Here is an 18,110-nt window from a genome sequence, read left to right as displayed (position 1 = left end):
GGGTCCCCGAGGAGCAGCTGCGGACCTTTTCCGCCTTTGCCGGAAATGCACCTCGATGATCGGAACGCTAGGAAGGTGCGCACACCTGCGCGAACGCTGTCGGGCGAATGGGGCACGGTTGTGGGCCGGCCGGGGGACGCCGACGGCGTGGCGGCGTCCCCGCTGGGTGCCCGTCAGGTGAGGGGCTGTCAGCCCCCGTCAGCCCTTGATGCCCAGGGACAGGTTCAGCCCTTGATGCCCGGGAACAGGTTCAGGAACGGTTCTGCCGATGCCGTGATGCCCCGGCTGTAGGGCGCGTCGAAGTCCCAGATCAGGAAGAGCAGGAAGGCGATCAGTGCGGAGAACAGTCCGGCGAGGATCAGCTCGCGCGGCGTTCTGCGGATCTGGAGGGCCAGGACCATGCCGATGGTGATGACGGCCCCGGCGATCAGCCCGAACCACACCACCCCCGGCATCGTCGCGCCCATCGCGTTGGTCCGGGCGGTGCGCGCCGCGTCGGCCGCGGCCACCTGGTCGACCAGCGGCTGGTAGGCCTGGGCCTCGAAGTCGTTGGCCGGCTCGTAGTCGGTGACGTCCTGGCGGAGCTTCTCCAGCAGCTGGGCGCCGCGCTCGGTCACCTCACCCTTGTCGGCCATCGTCTTCCACTCGGTGTTCACGACGTGTCCGACATAGGCGTTGACATCCTCCCGAATACGGTCACGGGCGTCGGCCGGATAGACCCGCACCCGCTCCGAGACCTCGTGCAGGGCGACGGCCTCCGCCTGGACGTGGTCCTCGGCGGCGCCGCGCCCCTCCCACACCCCGGCGATGGCCAGGCCCAGGACGATGGCGTACACCACGCCGATCCACATCGTCATGTACTCGATGACGTCCGGGGTCTCGTCGGGGTCCTCGTCTTCCGACGCCGCGCCATGGCGGATGACGGTGATGAGGACCACCACGGCGCAGGCGGCCAGCATCGCGAGGGTGAGAACAAGCCATTCCGGCAAGGGAGGCCTCCAGGGATCAGCGCGGACGCAGCGCGGCGACGGCGGCGATGGCGGGCGCCGCGATGAGCAGGACGAAGGTGAGCGGCGAGGTGCCGTGGTGCGGGGTCCGGTGCGGGGCCGGCGCGTGGTACGCCGGGTAGGTCACCGGAGTCGGGGTCGCGGTCGGAGTCGGTCGCGGGGTCGGTTTCGGCGACGGCTCGGGTGTCGGGGTCGGTGTAGGGGTGGGCGTGGGGGTCGGGCGCGGGGCGGGGGCCGCGGGCCGCGGGGCCGGGGGTGGCGGGGTCGGTTTCGGCGGGGGCTTCGGGGTGGGCTTGGGGGTGGGGCTCGCCTTGGTCGGCGTGGGCGTGGGGGTCGGCTTCGGGGTGGGGGTCGGTGTCGGTGTGGGGGTCGGCGTGGGGCACGGCGGCGGGGGAGTCGGCGTGGGGCACCCCGGAGGGGGCGTGGGCCAGGTCAGGCCGCCGCTGCCGGCGACCGCCACCGCGACCGTGCCGTCCGGACCGGTCGACGCGGACGCGCAGGCGTCGGCCCGCGCGGTGCCGGCCGGTGCGCCGACGCACAGCCACGCCAGCGCCAGGGCGGCCAACACCCGTATGGCAGGGGCGTATTGGGTCGGTTCGGGTCGATGCACGACGCAGATCATGAACCCAGAACGCGCCGCGGTGCGCCCGGGTGGCGGGTGATTGCCCCAAAGGAGTGAGCGAGCCGCGCAGGGGTTTGAGGAGGGGATCTCGCGTCTCGCGGTGGACCGCTGTCACAGCTTCCGGAAAGAAAAATGTGCCCCGGTTGAACACAACAGCCACTTCCGTCCGTACCCATGGCCGTGCGGCGGCGCAGCAGGGCGCTGCAACACCAGTACGAACATGGGGAGTTGACGATGAAGACCTCCTGGCGGAGTGCATCGCTCGTGGCGAGCGCTGCGGCGGTGCTGGCGCTGACGACGGCGTGCGGCCAGGAAGCAGCCCCGTCCGCGAGCAGTCAGAACGTGGGCGCGACGGCCGCGGCCGGTGACTACGGAAACGCGGGCTCCGGTATCGGCTCCGGCATCGGCAACGCTGGCGCGAGCCCCTCGGCGAGCAGCCCGGAGTCCCCGGCCAAGTCCGCGGGCAAGCTCGCCGTCGTCACCAACCCCGAGCTCGGCAAGGTGCTGACCGACAACGCCGGCCTCACCCTCTACCGCTTCGACACGGACACCGCCGAGCCGCCGAAGTCCAACTGCGACGGCGACTGCGCGACGACCTGGCCCCCGGTGCCGGCCGACGACGCCTCGGCCGGCGAGGGCATCGACAAGGCGCTGCTCGGCGAGGTCACCCGCGCCGACGGCAGCAAGCAGCTGACGATCGCCGGCTGGCCGGCGTACCGCTACGCCAAGGACGTCAACGCGGGCGACGTCAACGGCCAGGGCGTGGGCGGCAAGTGGTACGCGCTCGCCCCCACCGGCAAGAAGGCCTCGCTGGCCTCGCTGCCCGGACTGTCCACCCGTGAGGACCCCAACCTGGGCGAGATCGTCGTCGACAAGAACGGCATGACGGTCTACCGCTTCCTCAAGGACACCGCCTGGCCCGACCCGATCTCCCGGTGCACCGGGGCCTGCCTGGAGAAGTGGCCGGCCGTCGGCCCCGTCGAGGCGAACGACACCAAGGGTGTCCAGAAGAAGGGCCTGATGAGCTTCACCCGGCCCGACGGGGTCAAGCAGCAGACCATCAACTGCTGGCCCATCTACACCTTCGCCCAGGACAAGGAGCCGGGCGACACCAACGGTCAGGGCGTCGGCGGCACCTGGTACGCCGTCTCGCCCGACGGAAAGCCGGTCGGCGCGCCGAAGAAGTGAGCAGGAACGCGGGTCGCCCCTCCCGGCCGACCCGAAGGTCAACTCCCCAGGGCTGACCGCCCGACTCCCGTCAGTGACGCATCGCGGAAGGGAGGCACGAGGATTCAGCGAGAGTGCCGGACGAACGGCCGGCGTGCGCGACCCACCGGTCCGCCCCCTGCGCACCGCACGCAGGGGGCGGACCGGTTTGCCGTGAATCACCGCTTCTGTGGCAACGTCAACTCGGCACGTGCCGCAGGCAGTGACCGGGAACGGACGGTCAATTTCCGGTTCCGCTCGCTCCTTTGGCAGGCGATCAGTAGCCTCAGCTCGAACACCGGATCGCCTGAAGCCTTGGAGAGCTAGATGGAGCGTCCCGCCTGGGCCCCACGGAGCATCGACATCTCGGTGCCCAGTGTCTCGCGGATCTACGACTACTACCTGGGCGGCTCGCACAACTTCGAGGTCGACCGGGAAGCCGCTCGCAAGGCAATGGAGTTCATGCCGGGACTGCCCAAGATCATGCAGGCGAACCGGGCGTTCATGCGGCGGGCGGTGCGCTTCGCCGCCGAGCAGGGCATCTCCCAGTTCCTGGACATCGGTTCGGGCATCCCGACCTTCGGCAACGTCCACGAGGTGGCCCAGGCCGCCAGGCCCGACGCGCACGTCGTCTACGTCGACCACGACCCGGTGGCCGTCGCCCACAGCGAAGCCGTACTCGCCGGGAACGAGCGGGCGGGCGTCGTCGCGGCGGATCTGCGCAAGCCGCAGGAGATCGTCGCGAGCCCCGAAGTACAGCAACTGATCGACCTGAACCGGCCGGTGGCCCTGCTTCTCGTTGCCATACTGCACTTCGTGGAAGACGAGGACGACCCGTACGGGGCGGTGGCCGAGCTGCGCGACGCGCTCGCGCCCGGCAGCCTGCTGGTGCTCACGCATGCCTCGTACGAGGGAATCCCGCTGCCCGCGGAGCGGGCCGGGGGCGCGGTGGACGTGTACAAGGACATTCGCAACCCGCTGATCATGCGCTCGCGCGAACAGATCGCGCGGTTCTTCGAGGGGTACGACATGGTGGAACCGGGACTGGTGCCGATGCCGCACTGGCGGCCGGAGACGGAGACCTGGGACCCTGAGGACGAGGATCCCTGGGCGTTCTCCGGGTTCGCCGGCGTGGGGCGTACCGCGTGATCGCCGAGCCGGACGGGCCGGAGGACAGACTGCGCCGGTTCGCGACGATCTGGAGCCGGGCGGTGTTCCCGGTGACCACGACGTCCTCGACCCGGCCCGAGTTCGAGGAGCAACTCCTGCCGCTGGCCCGCCGGTTGAGCGAGGCGCTGCGGGCCAGGACCTTCGACGCCGACGAGGCCCGGGCCGTCGGTGCCGCCCTCGTCACGGTGCACTGCACGGACCCGGAGGCGCTCAGCCGGACGCTGGACTGCGTCGACGCCTATCTGGTGCTGTACTGCGGCGGCGACGGCGACCAGCAGGACCTGCGGGTGCGCGCCTCCCGCCTCCAGCACGCCATGGCCGCCGGGTTCGCGCAGGCGCTGCGCGAGCGGACGCTGGCCGAGCAGGAGGCGATCTCCGCGGCCGCCCTGAAGGCGCAGGGCGTGGTCGCGCAGGCGCTGCACGCGAGCGAGGCCCGCTTCCGCGCGGTCTTCGAGGGCGCCGCCATAGGGATCGGCATGGCCGACCTCGAAGGCAACATCCTCCAGGTCAACGAGGCGCTGCTGCGGATGTTCGGCATCACCGAGCAGACGATGCTCGGCCGCAACGTGGCGGAGTGGACCCACCCCGAGGACGCGCCGCAGACCTGGACCCTCTACGACGAACTCGTCCGCGGCGACCGCGAGCACTACCACGTGGAGAAGGCGTTCTCCCGCCCTGACGGAACGGTCCTGTGGACCAACCTCACGGTCTCCCTGCTGCGCGACGCGGACGGCAACCCGCAGTACCAGCTGGCGCTGATGGAGGACACCACCGAGCGCCGGCTCCTCAACCTCCGGCTGCGCTACGAGGCCACGCACGACGCGCTCACCGGCCTGCCCAACCGCACGTTCTTCTTCGAGCGCCTGGAGAAGGCGCTCGGCGCGGGCGAGGGGCAGCGGTTCGGGCTGTGCTACCTCGACCTCGACGGGTTCAAGACCATCAACGACAGCCTCGGCCACGCGGCCGGCGACCGGCTGCTGGTGGAGGTCGCCGACCGGCTCCAGTCGTGCACGACCGCGCCCGGTGAGATGGTCGCCCGTCTGGGCGGTGACGAGTTCGTGGCGCTGACGACGGGGACCGACACCGAGCGCGAGGTCGACGAACTCGCCTCGCGGATCATGAACGCGCTCGTCGCCCCGGTCAGCGTCGACGGCCGTGAGCTGACCGTGCGCGGCAGCATCGGCATCGTCGAGGGCCCGGCGGGGGAGCGCAGCGCGGCCGAGGTGCTGCGCAGCGCCGACATCACGATGTACCGGGCCAAGGCCTCGGGCGGCAACCGCTTCGAGCTGGCGGACGCGGAGGCGGACGCGCGGGCGATCACCCGGCACGGCCTGACGACCGCGCTGCCCACGGCCCTGGACCGGGGCGAGTTCTTCATCGAGTACCAGCCGCTGGTCCACCTCGGCGACGGCAGCGTCCGCGGCGCCGAGGCCCTGGTCCGCTGGCTGCACCCGCAGCACGGGGTGCTCGGCCCCGACCGGTTCATCCCGCTCGCCGAGCACACCGGTCTGATCGTCCCGCTGGGCCGCTGGGTGCTGGAACAGTCCGTCCGCCAGGCCCGTGACTGGCGCGAGCGGCACGCGGACGCGGGGCCGATGCGCATCAACGTCAACCTCTCGCCGTGCCAGCTCACCCACCCCGGCCTGGTGCAGGACACGGTGGACATCCTGGAGCGCACGGGCGTCGAGCCGGACGCGCTCTGCCTGGAGGTCACCGAGTCGGCGCTGATCGGCGCGGACGACGACCTGCTCAAGCCGCTGCGCCGGCTGGCCGAGATGGGCGTCGACATCGCCCTGGACGACTTCGGCACCGGCTACTCGAACCTGGCGAACCTGCGCCGTCTGCCGGTGAGCATCCTCAAGCTGGACCGCTCCTTCACCCAGAGCATGCAGCAGTTCCCGGCCGACCCCGTCGACCTGAAGATCGTCGAGGGCATCGTCTCGCTCGCGCACAGCCTGGACCTCGCGGTCACGGTCGAGGGCGTGGAGACCGGCGCCCAGGCCGAGCAGCTGCGGATACTGGGCTGCGACACGGCCCAGGGCTGGTACTACGCCCGCCCGGGCCCGCCGGAGCGGCTGCACGAGCTGGCGCTGGTGGACGCGACGGGGTGAGGGCCCCGGCCGTGCGGTGACCCGAGCGGTGGCTGTCCGGTGCCCTGAGCGGTGGCTGTCCGGTGCCCCCCTTCCTACGATCGAAGAGGGGTCACCGGCACCCTGAGGGAGCGCGGACATGGACGTCACCAACATGCGTCGCCTCTTCGAGGCCCACCGTGAGGCCGAGGCGGCGCGGGACATCGACTCGATCCTGCAGACCTTCGTCGACGACTGCTTCCTGGAGACGCAGGCCCTGGGGCTGCGCAGCCAGGGACGGGACGCGGTGCGGGCCGCGTACGAACAGCAGTACTTCGTCGCCTTCCCGGACCTCGCCCCGCAGGACGAGGGCATCGCCTTCGGTGACGAGGTCATCGTGGTGTGGGGAACCCTGCGCGGCACGAGCCGGGGCGACTGGCTCGGGGTCCCGCCCGGCGGGGGTGCCTTCGAGGTGCCCTTCACCAACGTCGTCCCCTTCGCACAGGGCCTGATGGCCGGCGAGACGATCTACTTCGACCTGGCCACGCTGTGCGAACAGGCGAAGGTCCCGCTGGACGCCGTACGACAGGCCGCGGCGGAGCGCAGAGCGCGGTAGGTCACCTCTCGAGCAGCATCCGCTGCAACTCCCGCGCGGCACGCGGCGGAGCCACGTCGCTGCGGTGGGCCAGGGCGATCGTCCGGTGCAGTCCGGGACGGGCCAGCGGGGTGACCCGTAGCCCGCGCCCCGACCGCGCCGCCACCATCCGCGGCACCACGGCCACCCCCAGCCCGGCACGCACGAACCCCAGCACCGCGTCCATCTCCCCGCCCTCCACCGCGAAGTCCGGCTCGAAGCCCTCGGCGCGGCACGCGGCGACCGTCAGTTCGCGCAGGTCGTAGCCGTGCCGGAACATCACCAGACGCTCGCCCTCCAGGTCGGCGATGCGTACGGTGCGGCGGCCGTCGCCGGGCTTGGGAGCCTCCGGTGACGAGACCACCACCAGGTCCTCCCGCAGCAGCTCCACCGTCGTCAGCGCGGGGGACGGGGTCGGGAGCGGGAGGACGACCAGCGCGAGGTCCAGGGCTCCGCGGGCCAGTTCGCGGACCAGGTCGTGGGAGCCGCCCTCCTCGATGAGGAGGCGGATGCCGGGATAGCGGTCGTGGAAGGCGCGCAGGACGTCCGGGAGGAGGCCGGTGCACAGGCTGGGGGTCGCGCCCAGGCGGACCCGGCCGCTGCGCAGCTGGACCAGTTCCTGCACCTCGTACCGGGCGGTGTCCGCGTCGGCCAGGATGCGGCGGGCGAGCGGGAGCAGGGCCTCGCCCGCGTCGGTGAGGGTGATGTTGCCCCGCGCCCGCAGGAACAGGTCCGCGCCCAGCTCCCGCTCCAGCGCCTTGATCTGCTGGGACAGCGACGGCTGGGCGACGTGGACCAGGTCCGCGGCCCGGGTGAAGTGCCTGGTCTCGGCGACCGCCACGAAGTACTGGAGCTGGGTGAACTGCATCCTCGTAGGATAGGCCCTGCCTATGGAAACGAGCCGGACCATGTCTTGGACCGATGGGGCCGGACGGCCCTAGCGTTCATGAACATGGCACTGGCAACGCGGACGGACCGACGGCCGTCCATGGCACGCACCGTGTGGGACAGCTCCGTCGGCAAGAAGACGGTGATGGCCGTCAGCGGGCTGATCATGCTGTCGTACCTGGTCGTCCACATGATCGGGAACCTGAAGATCTTCTTCGGGGCCGGCGAGTTCAACCACTACGCGCACTGGCTGCGCACCCTCGGCGAGCCCTTCATGCACTACGAGTGGACGCTGTGGGTCATCCGCGTCGTCCTCGTCGTCGCGGTCGTCGCGCACGCCGTCTCCGCCTACCAGCTCAGCCGCCGCGACATCCGGGCGCGCCCCACCAAGTACGTCCACAGCAAGCCGCGGGCGAGCTACGCGACCCGCACCATGCGCTGGGGCGGCATCATCCTCGGCCTCTTCATCGTCTGGCACCTCCTGGACCTGACCACCGGCACCGTGCACTCGGGCGGCTTCCAGGAGGGGCACCCCTACCAGAACGTCGTGGACACCTTCTCCACCTGGTACGGCAACGTCATCTACATCGTCGCGATGCTCGCCCTCGGCCTGCACGTCCGGCACGGCTTCTGGAGCGCCGCCCAGACCCTCGGCGCCGGCAGCCGCACTCGCGACCGCGCCCTGAAGGCCACGGCCGACGTCCTCGCACTGCTGCTCACGGCCGGCTTCATCGCCGTACCCGTGGGCGTCATGACCGGAGTGGTGAGCTGAACATGACCTCTTATGCGGAGTACGTGACCGGGGAACCGGTCGCCGACACCAAGGCGCCTGCCGGGCCCGTCAACGAGCGCTGGGACAAGCGCCGTTTCGAGGCCAAGCTGGTCAACCCGGCCAACCGGCGCAAGCACACCGTGATCGTGGTGGGGACCGGCCTCGCGGGCGGTTCGGCGGGCGCCACGCTCGCCGAACAGGGCTACCACGTCGTCCAGTTCTGCTACCAGGACTCCCCGCGCCGCGCCCACTCCATCGCCGCGCAAGGAGGCATCAACGCGGCGAAGAACTACCGCAACGACGGCGACTCCGTGCACCGGCTGTTCTACGACACCGTCAAGGGTGGCGACTTCCGGGCGCGGGAGTCGAACGTGCACCGGCTCGCGCAGATCTCCGTCGAGATTATCGACCAGTGCGTGGCGCAGGGTGTGCCGTTCGCGCGGGAGTACGGGGGGCTGCTCGACACCCGGTCCTTCGGCGGCGTGCAGGTCTCGCGGACGTTCTACGCCCGCGGCCAGACGGGTCAGCAGCTGCTGCTCGGCGCCTACCAGGCGCTCAGCCGGCAGATCGCCGCGGGGAACGTGGAGATGCACCCGCGGACCGAGATGCTGGATCTGATCGTCGTCGACGGGCGGGCGCGGGGGATCGTGGCGCGGGACCTCATCACCGGGAAGGTCGACACGTACTTCGCGGATGCTGTCGTCCTGGCCAGCGGTGGCTACGGCAACGTCTTCTACCTGTCGACCAACGCCATGAACTCCAACGCCACCGCCGTCTGGCGGGCCCACCGGCGCGGCGCGTACTTCGCCAACCCCTGCTTCACGCAGATCCACCCCACCTGCATTCCGCGTACCGGCGACCACCAGTCCAAGCTGACGTTGATGAGTGAGTCGCTGCGTAACGACGGCCGGATCTGGGTGCCGAAGGCCAAGGGTGACGACCGGCCGCCGAACCAGATCCCCGAGGACGAGCGCGACTACTACCTGGAGCGCATCTATCCCTCCTTCGGCAACCTGGTCCCGCGTGACATCGCCTCCCGCGCCGCGAAGAACGTCTGTGACGAGGGGCGCGGGGTCGGCCCCGGCGGGCAGGGTGTGTATCTGGACTTCGCCGACGCCATCCGGCGGATGGGCCGCAAGGAGGTCGAGGCCAAGTACGGCAACCTCTTCGACATGTACCAGCGGATCACCGACGAGGACCCCTATGAGGTCCCGATGCGGATCTACCCCGCCGTGCACTACACGATGGGCGGGCTGTGGGTCGACTACGACCTCCAGACCACCGTCCCCGGCCTGTTCGCGATCGGCGAGGCCAACTTCTCCGACCACGGCGCGAACCGGCTCGGCGCCTCGGCGCTGATGCAGGGTCTCGCCGACGGCTACTTCGTGCTGCCGGCGACCATCAACGACTACCTCGCCCGCAACCCGAACCAGGGCCAGGTGACCGCCGAACACCCAGCCGTCCAGGAGGTGTTGGCGGAGACCGAGGACCGCATCAACCTGCTCCTCGCCGTCGACGGCGACCGCACGCCCGACTCCTTCCACCGCGAACTCGGCGAACTCATGTGGGAGTTCTGCGGCATGGCCCGCACCGACGCCGGACTGCGCAAGGCCCTGGAGCGCATCCCGCAGATCCGCGAGGAGTTCTGGCGGCGCATCAAGGTCCCCGGCACCGGCGAGGAGTTCAACCAGTCGCTGGAGAAGGCCAACCGGATCGTGGACTACCTGGAGCTCGCCGAGCTGATGTGCCTGGACGCGCTGCACCGCGCGGAGTCCTGCGGCGGCCACTTCCGTGAGGAGTCCCAGACCCCCGACGGCGAGGCCGCCCGCAAGGACGAGGAGTTCGCCTACGCGGCCGCCTGGGAGTTCACCGGCACCGGCTCCGCTCCCGTCCTGCACAAGGAAGACCTGGTCTTCGAGTACGTCCACCCCACCCAGCGGAGCTACGCATGAGGCTCACCCTGCGCGTCTGGCGGCAGAAGAACGCCGACGCCGAAGGCGCCATGTCCACCTACGAGGTGGACGGCATCTCCTCCGACATGTCGTTTCTGGAGATGCTGGACACCCTCAACGAGGAGCTCATCCTGCGCGGTGAGGACCCGGTCGCCTTCGACCACGACTGCCGCGAGGGCATCTGCGGCGCCTGCTCCCTGGTCATCAACGGCGACGCGCACGGCCCGGAGCGCACCACCACCTGCCAGCTGCACATGCGGTCCTTCAAAGACGGCGACACCATCGACATCGAGCCCTGGCGGGCCTCCGCGTTCCCGGTCATCAAGGACCTGGTCGTGGACCGCTCCGCCTTCGACCGGATCATCCAGGCCGGCGGCTACATCACCGCGCCGACGGGTGCCGCTCCCGAGGCCCATGCCACGCCGGTGCCCAAGCCGGACGCCGACTTCGCCTTCGAGCACGCCGAGTGCATCGGCTGCGGGGCGTGCGTGGCGGCGTGTCCGAACGGGGCGGCGATGCTGTTCACCTCCGCCAAGATCAACCACCTCAACGTCCTGCCGCAGGGCGCGCCGGAGCGGGAGACGCGGGTGCTGGACATGGTGGCGCAGATGGACGAGGAAGGCTTCGGCGGCTGCACCCTCACCGGCGAGTGCGCGACCGCCTGCCCCAAAGGCATCCCGCTGGTGTCCATCACGAGCATGAACAAGGAGTGGCTGCGGGCCACGCGCAAGGTCGCCAAGAGGTAGGCCGGACAAGGACGTTCGCCGGCACGGTGCGGACGGGCGGGGCCGGGAGTGGTGCTCCCCGGCCCCGTCTCGCATTCCCCGCCTCGATGGCCTGGCGCCGTCCCTGCCTCGATAGCCTGTGCGCATGATCTTCGGAACACAGACGGGGGAGCGGTTCCTCGACGCCGTCACGGCCTTCGAGACCGCGGTGCGCGGACAGGACCCGGACGGGGCGGAGCGCGCGTTCCAGGAGCTGCACCGCAGCCTCGGCGAAGCGGGCCCGCAGGAGACCGCGCAGGCCGCACCCCGGCTCGCCGCGCTGCTGCCGGAGGTGCCGCCGGGGCCGCGCGGCGTCGTGGCGGTGATCGTCGGCGCGTGCGTGGAGCGCGGCGCGGACCCGCGGCCCTGCGCACCGTACGTCTTCGTGGAACTGGCCGAAACGCTCGCCGAGATCGGGGAGTTCTGCGAACGCTGGCAGGAGACCGGCGGCGGCGACCACCCCCACCCGGACGACAGCGACGCCCACCCGGCCCTCTTCGAACGGGTGGGACCCGAAGCGGCCCTGGCCTGGCTGTCGTTGCCCCAGTTCGAGATGGCCTGCCTCGCCTTGCTCAACGACCCCGGCGTGCGCACCACGCTGGACAGCTCGCTGCGCGCCCGGCTGGTACGGGCGGTCACGGCGGTCGAGGAGACGACCGGGCACCAGTTCAAGTGCCTGAAGTACGCCCTGCTCGTCCTCGACGACGAACCGCTGGTCGTCCTGCACCGCCCGTCCGGCACCGGTTACCGGATGCGCATGCACGGCATAGGCGACAACTTCCAGCTGCACACCCTCCTCGCGGACCTCCTCGTCGGCGGCGGTCACGTGCCCGGCCACGCCCCGTCGCCGCAGGAGGTCGCCGTGTGCCGGGACGCGCCCGGACAGGTGCACACCGTGGGCTCCTTCAACCTCATGACGCCCGGCGGGGAATGGGTGTGGAACGAGGGCACCCCCGCCGACATCCCCGTCGTCGACGGCGTACGCCTGCTCGTGCTGGACCCGCCGGCCTACGAGCGCAGCTGGCCGTCCGGCCGGTTCTTCCCGAACATGACCGGAGACCTCGTCCTGGAGCGCGTCCTCGACGAGGCGGAGACGCGCTACTGGCTGGGAGGTTGCGTCCCGGCCACGTGACGGCCACGGACCACGGCGTTCAACAACCTCACATCCCGGCTCCCGCCCTCGGTCATGTACCGGCCAGACGGCATCGGAAGAACAGGTACGCGCAGGCCGTACCCGCCGGCCTGTTCTTCCCCCTCAGGCCGACCGGCCCGTGACCTGGAGTGAGCCATGACCGCCGTATCCGCTCTGGACTCCCCGCCCCTCTCCGCCGCCCCCACCCGCTACACCGTCTCCCTCGCCCGCGACGAGGCCGACGTGCGTGCCGCTCAGCGGCTGCGGCACGACGTGTTCGCCGGCGAGATGGGCGCCCTGCTCGCCGGCCCCCAGCCGGGGCTCGACGCCGACGCCTTCGACGCCTACTGCGACCATCTGCTCGTCACCGACACCCTCACCGGACAGGTCGTCGGCACCTACCGGCTGCTGCCGCCCGAGCGGGCCGCGGTCGCCGGACGGCTGTACTCCGAGGGCGAGTTCGACCTGACCCCGCTCGACGCCCTGCGCCCCGGCCTGGTCGAGGTCGGCCGCTCCTGCGTGCACCCCGACCACCGCGACGGCGCCGTCATCTCGCTCATCTGGGCCGGCATCGCCCGCTACATGGTCGACCGCGGCCACGAGTGGCTGGCCGGCTGCTGCTCCGTCCCGCTCGCCGACGGCGGCGCGCTGGCCTCCGCGACCTGGGACCGGGTGCGGGCCAAGCACCTGGCGCCGGAGGAGTACCGGGTACGCCCGCTGCTGCCGTGGGTCCCCGGCGCGTCCGCCACCGGACGCAGCGAGCTGCCCGCCCTGCTGCGCGGCTACCTCCGGCTCGGCGCCTGGGTCTGCGGGGAGCCCGCCCACGACCCGGACTTCGGGGTCGCCGATCTGTACGTGCTGCTGTCGATGCGCCGGGTCAACCCGCGCTATCTGCGGCACTTCCTCTCCCTCGTACCGGCCTGATGAGCGTCTGGCTGCCGAGCGCGCCCTGCACCCCGGGGACGTGTGTGGAGCCGACGGGGTCCGCCACGGCCGTACCGCGTGCCGTGCTGCGGCTCGCGGCGGTCGTGGCCCTGGTGCTCGCCGGGGTCGTGCTGCTGCCGTTCGGCGGGAGGATCCCCGCCGAGCTGGTCAGGCGGTGGTGCCGGTGGATCGTACGGGCCGCGGGGGTCCGGGTCCGTGTCACCGGCACCGCCGCGCCCACCGGCGGCACCCTGCTGGTCGCCAACCACATCTCCTGGCTGGACATCCCGCTGCTCGGCGCCGTGCGCCCGGCGCGGATGGTCGCCAAGGCCGAGATCCGGCGGTGGCCGGTGGCGGGCGCGCTCGCCGCCCGGGGCGGAGTCCTGTTCATCGACCGGGACCGGCTGCGCGGCCTGCCGGACACGGTCGACCACATCGCCCGCGCGCTGCGCGCCGGCCAGGCGGTCGGCGTCTTCCCCGAGGGCAGCACCTGGTGCGGACGCGCCCAGGGCACCTTCCGGCGGGCCGCCTTCCAGGCCGCCCTGGACGCGCGGGTCCCCGTCCAACCGGTACGTCTGCGCTACCGCTTGGACGGCGGTACGGCCTCCGGTGCCCGCCTCGGAGGCACAGCGCCCGCTCACCGCACGAGCACCGCGCCCGCGTTCGTCGGCGAGGACAGTCTGCTCGCCTCGGTGTGGCGGGTGGTGTCGGCGCGGGGGCTGGTGGCGGAGGTGGAGATACGGGAGGCCATTCCGTACGGCAGTCATCCCGACCGGCGTTCGCTCGCCCGGGCCGCCCAGCCGGGAGCGACGGTCCAACCAGGGTGGATCCACTCGGCGGTGGTGACGTAGGCGCGGGCCGATCGGTCGACACCGGCGGACCGTCCTGAGACTCTTCCTCGGCAGGCCATGCCTGCGGCGAACACGCCATCGAGGGAGTGGACATGAACAGCGCGCACCCCGGACCGGTCCATGTCGTCGGCGCCGGGCCCGGGGTCGGCGCCGCGGTCGCCCGGCGCTTCGCCCGGGCCGGGCACCCCGTGGGACTCGTCGCCCGCGACCCCGCCCGGCTCGCCGCGCTGACCCTGGACCTGACCGCGGAGGGCGTCGCGACGGAGTCGTACCCGGCCGACGCGAGCGACCCCGTCGAACTCGCGCGGGCCCTGGCGGTGCTCGCCGAACGGCAGGGCCCCGCGGCGGTGTTGTGCTTCGGCCCGCCCTCGGACGCGGTCCCGGGCGCGTCGGTGCTGGAGACCGGAGCGGCCGAGCTGGAGCGGGCGCTGGCGTCGCACGTCGTCGGTGCCGCGGCCGCCGTACAGGCCGTGCTGCCGGGCATGCGGGCGGCCGGACGCGGCGCGTTGCTGTTCGTCACCGACGGCACCGCGGAGCACCCGGATCCCGGCCGCGCGCCGAGCGAGGTCGCCGGGGCCGCTCTACGGACGTACACCGCGCTGCTGTCCAGGGACCTCGCCGGCAGCCCGCTGCGGGCCGTCCACCTCATGGTGGTCCGCCGGGTCGAACCGGCGCGGGTCGCCGACCGCCTGTGGCAGCTGCACGACGCCGGAGGGCAGGGGCATACGGTCCTGGAACAGTGAGGCCTGTGAGGGGAGTTCAGCCCAAGGCGCGTGCCAGATAGGTTGCCGTCGCGCTGCCCTCCGCGCGTGCCACCTCGGCCGGCGGCCCGGCCGCGACGATCCGCCCGCCCTCGTCGCCGCCGCCCGGGCCCAGGTCGATCACCCAGTCCGCGCCCGCGACGACCGACATGTCGTGCTCGACGACGATGACGGTGTTGCCGGTGTCGACGAGGCCGTGCAACTGGCGCATCAGGACGTCGACATCGGCGGGGTGCAGGCCGGTGGTGGGCTCGTCGAGGAGGTAGAGGGTGTGGCCGCGACGGCCGCGCTGGAGTTCGCTCGCGAGCTTGATGCGCTGCGCCTCGCCGCCGGAGAGCTCGGTGGCGGGCTGGCCCAGCCGGAGATAGCCGAGACCCACGTCGAGCAGCGTGCGCAGGCTGCGCGCGACGGCCGGGGTGTCGGCGAAGAAGTCCGCCGCGGACTCCACCGTGAGGTCCAGCACCTGCGCGATGTTCCGTCCCCGGTACGTCACTTCGAGGGTCTCGGGGTTGTAGCGGGCGCCGCCGCAGTCCGGGCACGGCGCGTAGGTGCTCGGCAGGAACAGCAGCTCCACGCTGACGAACCCCTCGCCCTGGCAGGTCTCGCAGCGCCCGCCGCTGACGTTGAAGGAGAACCGCCCCACACCGAAGCCGCGCCGGCGGGCCTCCTGCGTCGCCGCGAACTCCTTGCGGACGACGTCGAACAGGCCGGTGTAGGTGGCGAGGTTGGAGCGGGGGGTGCGTCCGATGGGCCGCTGGTCGACCGAGACCAGCCGGCCCATGCCCGTGAGATCCTCCGCGATCTCCCCGATGAGGGTGGACTTGCCCGAACCCGACACGCCGGTCACGGCGGTGAGGACACCGAGCGGGAACTCCGCGGTCACGGCACGCAGGTTGTGGCGGGAGACGGGGCCGACCTTCAACTGCCCGCCGGGGCTGCGTACTTCACGCACCGGGGCGGGCGAGCGGTCGAAGAGATACCGGGCGGTGGCCGACTCCTCGACCGAGTCCAGCTCCGCCACCGGGCCGCTGTGCAGCACCCGGCCGCCGTGCTCACCGGCGAGCGGCCCCACGTCCACCAGCCAGTCCGCGCCCCGCACGACGTCGAGATGGTGCTCCACCACGAACACCGAGTTGCCCGCCGCCTTCAGCCGCGCGAGGACGGTCAGCAGCGCCTCCGTGTCGGCCGGGTGGAGCCCGGCGGACGGCTCGTCGAGGACGTACACCACACCGAACAGGCCCGAGCGCAACTGGGTGGCCAGGCGCAGGCGTTGGAGTTCGCCCGCGGAGAGGGTGGGGGTCGCCCGGTCGAGGCTCAGGTAGCCGAGGCCGAGTTCGAGGACGGGTGTGATACGGGACCGCAGGTCGTCGGTGAGGACACGGGCGGTCTCGCCGTCCGCGACGAGCTGCCCGGCCAGGTCGGTCAACGGCAGGGCGGCGAGCTCGGCGATGGTCCGCCCCGCGAACGTCACCGCCAGCGCCTCCGGCCGCAACCGGCTGCCCCCGCACGCCGGACAGGGCGCACTGCTCAGGAACCGCTCCGCCTTCGCCCGCAGGGTCGGGCTCTTGGAGTCCGAGAAGGTCTTCATGACGTAGCGGTGCGCGCTCATGTACGTGCCCTGGTACGGCCGTTGGATGCGGTCGGCGTCCCGCACCGGGTGCACGGTGACGACCGGCTGCTCGTCCGTGAACAGGATCCATTCCCGCTGCTCGGCGGGGAGTTCACGCCAGGGCCGGTCCACGTCGTACCCGAGCGCGTCGAGGATGTCGCGCAGATTCTTGCCCTGCCAGGCCCCGGGCCAGGCGGCGATCGCACCCTGGCGGACGGACAGGGACGGGTCGGGGACGAGCAGCTCCTCACTGGTCCGGTGCACTCGCCCCAGCCCGTGACACTCCGGGCAGGCCCCGGCCGCGGTGTTCGGCGAGAACGCGTCCGAGTCGAGCCGCTCGGCCCCCGGTGGATAGTCACCGGCCCGCGAGAACAGCATCCGCAGCGAGTTGGAGAGATTGGTGACGGTCCCGACCGACGACCGCGACGTCGGCGCGGCCCGCCGCTGCTCCAGCGACACGGCCGGCGGCAGCCCGGTGATCTCCCCGACCTTCGGTGCCCCGACCTGATGGATCAGCCGCCGCGCATAGGGCGCCACCGACTCGAAGTACCGCCGCTGCGCCTCCGCGTACACGGTCCCGAACGCCAACGACGACTTCCCGGACCCGGAGACCCCGGTGAACACGACGACCATGTCCCGGGGGATGTCGACGTCCACGTTCCTGAGGTTGTGCTCCCGGGCACCGCGGACACGGACATACGGGTCATGTGGGGTGTGCATGAGGGGGAACTCTAGTCGGAGACGATCGTGGCCAGCCGCCGGTAGGAGTCCAGCAGTGCGTCGCGGTCGTACGTGCTCGTCGTGACCAGTACCTCCTGGGCGCCGGTCTCCTTGAGCACCGTCTCCAGCTCGTGGGCGACCTGCTCCTCGGTGCCCGCGAGGTGGCCGGTGAGACCGGACTCGTAGATGCCGCGCTCCTTGGGGGTCATCGGGAGGGAGGTGACGCGGTCGGCCGGGGGCAGGGGCGGGAACGTGCCGTGGGTGCGGGAGTGGGCCATCGACCAGGCCTCGGGGACGAGGATGCGGTGGGCCTCCTCGGGTGTCGCGGCCACGGCGATCGTGCCGGAGATCACGACGTACGGCTCGCTCGCCCAAGGGGAGGGGCGGAAGTGGGCGCGGTAGTGGTCGATGCCGCGGCGCATCTTCTCGCGGTTCCGGAGATCGCCGATGACCATCGGCAGTCCCGCCCGGGCGGCGATGGCGGCGCCCTCGCCCATCGCGAGGACGAAGGGCGGGACGGTCAGGCCCTCCGTGGGGCGGGCGTGGACCCCGGTCGGAGAGGTGCCGGCGAACCAGCCGAGCAGTTCGTCGAGCTGGGCGGCGAAGTCGTCGGCGTCGTCCTTGTCGCGGCCCAGCGCCTTGCGGACGCCGTCGGTGAAGCCGACCGAGCGGCCCAGGCCCATGTCGATGCGGCCGGGGAAGAGGGACTCCAGCACGCCGAACTGTTCGGCCACGACCAGGGGCCGGTGGTTCGGCAGCATCACGCCGCCCGTGCCGACCCGGATGCGTCGCGTGGCGCCCGCCACGGCCGCCGCCAGGACGGTCGGCGCGGAACCGGCGACACCGGGCACGCCGTGATGCTCCGACACCCAGAACCGGTGATAGCCGAGCGCCTCCACCTCCCGCGCGAACCGCACGGTGTCCCGCAGGGCCTCGGCGTTCGAGTGCCCCTCGCGGGTGCGGGAACGGTCGAGGACGGAGAACCGGACGGTCTGCTGGCTGAGGCTCACGTCTGTCATGACGCTGAGC

General features: G+C 71.8%; 16 protein-coding genes. 11 read left to right on the top strand and 5 right to left on the bottom strand.

What is annotated here, in order from left to right:
• Window positions 1-224: 224 nt before the first annotated feature.
• Both ACFUO4_RS05160 and ACFUO4_RS05155 read right to left on the bottom strand, forming a co-directional pair.
• Window positions 225-989 (bottom strand): DUF4239 domain-containing protein, encoded by a 765-nt coding sequence (locus tag ACFUO4_RS05160; RefSeq protein WP_383480060.1) that lies wholly within the window; start codon window positions 987-989, stop codon window positions 225-227.
• A gap of 16 nt (window positions 990-1,005) precedes the next feature.
• Complete coding sequence (locus ACFUO4_RS05155; RefSeq protein WP_383480058.1) at window positions 1,006-1,617, bottom strand: hypothetical protein; 612 nt, start codon at window positions 1,615-1,617, stop codon at window positions 1,006-1,008.
• Window positions 1,618-1,863: 246 nt separating this feature from the next.
• Here ACFUO4_RS05155 and ACFUO4_RS05150 point away from each other — a divergent pair, with 246 nt between their 5' ends.
• From ACFUO4_RS05150 to ACFUO4_RS05135, 4 genes are all read left to right on the top strand, one after another.
• Window positions 1,864-2,817, top strand: coding sequence for an SCO0930 family lipoprotein (locus ACFUO4_RS05150; RefSeq protein ID WP_079312832.1), 954 nt, complete (start codon window positions 1,864-1,866; stop codon window positions 2,815-2,817).
• 345 nt (window positions 2,818-3,162) lie between these two features.
• Window positions 3,163-3,984 carry an SAM-dependent methyltransferase gene (locus ACFUO4_RS05145; RefSeq protein ID WP_079312834.1) on the top strand — a complete coding sequence of 274 codons (822 nt, stop codon included), beginning with the start codon at window positions 3,163-3,165 and terminating at the stop codon, window positions 3,982-3,984.
• Window positions 3,981-6,116, top strand: coding sequence for a bifunctional diguanylate cyclase/phosphodiesterase (locus tag ACFUO4_RS05140; RefSeq protein ID WP_079312836.1), 2,136 nt, complete (start codon window positions 3,981-3,983; stop codon window positions 6,114-6,116). The genes ACFUO4_RS05145 and ACFUO4_RS05140 overlap by 4 nt, the downstream gene beginning before the upstream one ends.
• 118 nt (window positions 6,117-6,234) lie before the next feature.
• Entirely contained in the window at window positions 6,235-6,690 is a 456-nt protein-coding gene (locus ACFUO4_RS05135) for an ester cyclase (RefSeq protein WP_079312838.1), read from the top strand.
• Between the two features lies 1 nt (window position 6,691).
• On the opposite strand, the gene ACFUO4_RS05130 is transcribed toward ACFUO4_RS05135, so the two are convergent.
• Window positions 6,692-7,576: a LysR family transcriptional regulator gene (locus tag ACFUO4_RS05130; RefSeq protein WP_059194780.1), complete on the bottom strand. Its 885-nt coding sequence runs from the start codon at window positions 7,574-7,576 to the stop codon at window positions 6,692-6,694.
• 120 nt (window positions 7,577-7,696) lie between these two features.
• On the opposite strand from ACFUO4_RS05130, the gene ACFUO4_RS05125 reads away from it, so the two are divergent.
• From ACFUO4_RS05125 to ACFUO4_RS05095, 7 genes are all read left to right on the top strand, one after another.
• Complete coding sequence (locus ACFUO4_RS05125; RefSeq protein WP_383482295.1) at window positions 7,697-8,368, top strand: succinate dehydrogenase; 672 nt, start codon at window positions 7,697-7,699, stop codon at window positions 8,366-8,368.
• 2 nt (window positions 8,369-8,370) lie between these two features.
• Window positions 8,371-10,320: a fumarate reductase/succinate dehydrogenase flavoprotein subunit gene (locus ACFUO4_RS05120; protein ID WP_383480054.1), complete on the top strand. Its 1,950-nt coding sequence runs from the start codon at window positions 8,371-8,373 to the stop codon at window positions 10,318-10,320.
• Window positions 10,317-11,066, top strand: coding sequence for a succinate dehydrogenase/fumarate reductase iron-sulfur subunit (locus ACFUO4_RS05115; RefSeq protein ID WP_383480052.1), 750 nt, complete (start codon window positions 10,317-10,319; stop codon window positions 11,064-11,066). Before ACFUO4_RS05120 ends, ACFUO4_RS05115 begins: the two co-directional genes overlap by 4 nt.
• 124 nt (window positions 11,067-11,190) lie before the next feature.
• The gene (locus tag ACFUO4_RS05110; protein ID WP_383480050.1) at window positions 11,191-12,216 is read left to right on the top strand and encodes a hypothetical protein; all 1,026 of its coding nucleotides are present in this window, start codon (window positions 11,191-11,193) and stop codon (window positions 12,214-12,216) included.
• Window positions 12,217-12,372: 156 nt separating this feature from the next.
• The gene (locus tag ACFUO4_RS05105; RefSeq protein WP_383480048.1) at window positions 12,373-13,140 is read left to right on the top strand and encodes a GNAT family N-acetyltransferase; all 768 of its coding nucleotides are present in this window, start codon (window positions 12,373-12,375) and stop codon (window positions 13,138-13,140) included.
• Window positions 13,140-13,991, top strand: a complete 852-nt coding sequence (locus ACFUO4_RS05100) for a lysophospholipid acyltransferase family protein (protein ID WP_383480046.1) — start codon at window positions 13,140-13,142, stop codon at window positions 13,989-13,991. Before ACFUO4_RS05105 ends, ACFUO4_RS05100 begins: the two co-directional genes overlap by 1 nt.
• 92 nt (window positions 13,992-14,083) lie before the next feature.
• Window positions 14,084-14,734, top strand: a complete 651-nt coding sequence (locus ACFUO4_RS05095; RefSeq protein ID WP_383480044.1) for an SDR family NAD(P)-dependent oxidoreductase — start codon at window positions 14,084-14,086, stop codon at window positions 14,732-14,734.
• A gap of 16 nt (window positions 14,735-14,750) precedes the next feature.
• Here ACFUO4_RS05095 and ACFUO4_RS05090 read toward each other — a convergent pair whose 3' ends face one another.
• The gene (locus ACFUO4_RS05090; protein ID WP_383480042.1) at window positions 14,751-17,081 is read right to left on the bottom strand and encodes an ATP-binding cassette domain-containing protein; all 2,331 of its coding nucleotides are present in this window, start codon (window positions 17,079-17,081) and stop codon (window positions 14,751-14,753) included.
• Window positions 17,082-17,092: 11 nt separating this feature from the next.
• Window positions 17,093-18,100 (bottom strand): LLM class flavin-dependent oxidoreductase, encoded by a 1,008-nt coding sequence (locus ACFUO4_RS05085; RefSeq protein ID WP_383480040.1) that lies wholly within the window; start codon window positions 18,098-18,100, stop codon window positions 17,093-17,095.
• Between the last annotated feature and the right edge of the window lie 10 nt (window positions 18,101-18,110).

The organism is Streptomyces sp. NPDC057280, assembly GCF_042668605.1.
GTDB lineage: Bacteria > Actinomycetota > Actinomycetes > Streptomycetales > Streptomycetaceae > Streptomyces.
The sequence above is the reverse complement of the archived record's forward strand: the minus strand, read 5'-3'. Positions and strand labels throughout refer to the sequence as shown.

Coding starts and splice junctions, on each gene's coding strand:
- ACFUO4_RS05150 (WP_079312832.1), top strand. CDS start 1,864: ATGAAGACCTCCTGGCGGAGTGCATCGCTCGTGGCGAGCGCTGCGGCG.
- ACFUO4_RS05145 (WP_079312834.1), top strand. CDS start 3,163: ATGGAGCGTCCCGCCTGGGCCCCACGGAGCATCGACATCTCGGTGCCC.
- ACFUO4_RS05135 (WP_079312838.1), top strand. CDS start 6,235: ATGGACGTCACCAACATGCGTCGCCTCTTCGAGGCCCACCGTGAGGCC.
- ACFUO4_RS05130 (WP_059194780.1), bottom strand. CDS start 7,576: ATGCAGTTCACCCAGCTCCAGTACTTCGTGGCGGTCGCCGAGACCAGG.
- ACFUO4_RS05125 (WP_383482295.1), top strand. CDS start 7,697: ATGGCACGCACCGTGTGGGACAGCTCCGTCGGCAAGAAGACGGTGATG.
- ACFUO4_RS05120 (WP_383480054.1), top strand. CDS start 8,371: ATGACCTCTTATGCGGAGTACGTGACCGGGGAACCGGTCGCCGACACC.
- ACFUO4_RS05115 (WP_383480052.1), top strand. CDS start 10,317: ATGAGGCTCACCCTGCGCGTCTGGCGGCAGAAGAACGCCGACGCCGAA.
- ACFUO4_RS05110 (WP_383480050.1), top strand. CDS start 11,191: ATGATCTTCGGAACACAGACGGGGGAGCGGTTCCTCGACGCCGTCACG.
- ACFUO4_RS05105 (WP_383480048.1), top strand. CDS start 12,373: ATGACCGCCGTATCCGCTCTGGACTCCCCGCCCCTCTCCGCCGCCCCC.
- ACFUO4_RS05100 (WP_383480046.1), top strand. CDS start 13,140: ATGAGCGTCTGGCTGCCGAGCGCGCCCTGCACCCCGGGGACGTGTGTG.
- ACFUO4_RS05095 (WP_383480044.1), top strand. CDS start 14,084: ATGAACAGCGCGCACCCCGGACCGGTCCATGTCGTCGGCGCCGGGCCC.
- ACFUO4_RS05090 (WP_383480042.1), bottom strand. CDS start 17,081: ATGCACACCCCACATGACCCGTATGTCCGTGTCCGCGGTGCCCGGGAG.
- ACFUO4_RS05085 (WP_383480040.1), bottom strand. CDS start 18,100: ATGACAGACGTGAGCCTCAGCCAGCAGACCGTCCGGTTCTCCGTCCTC.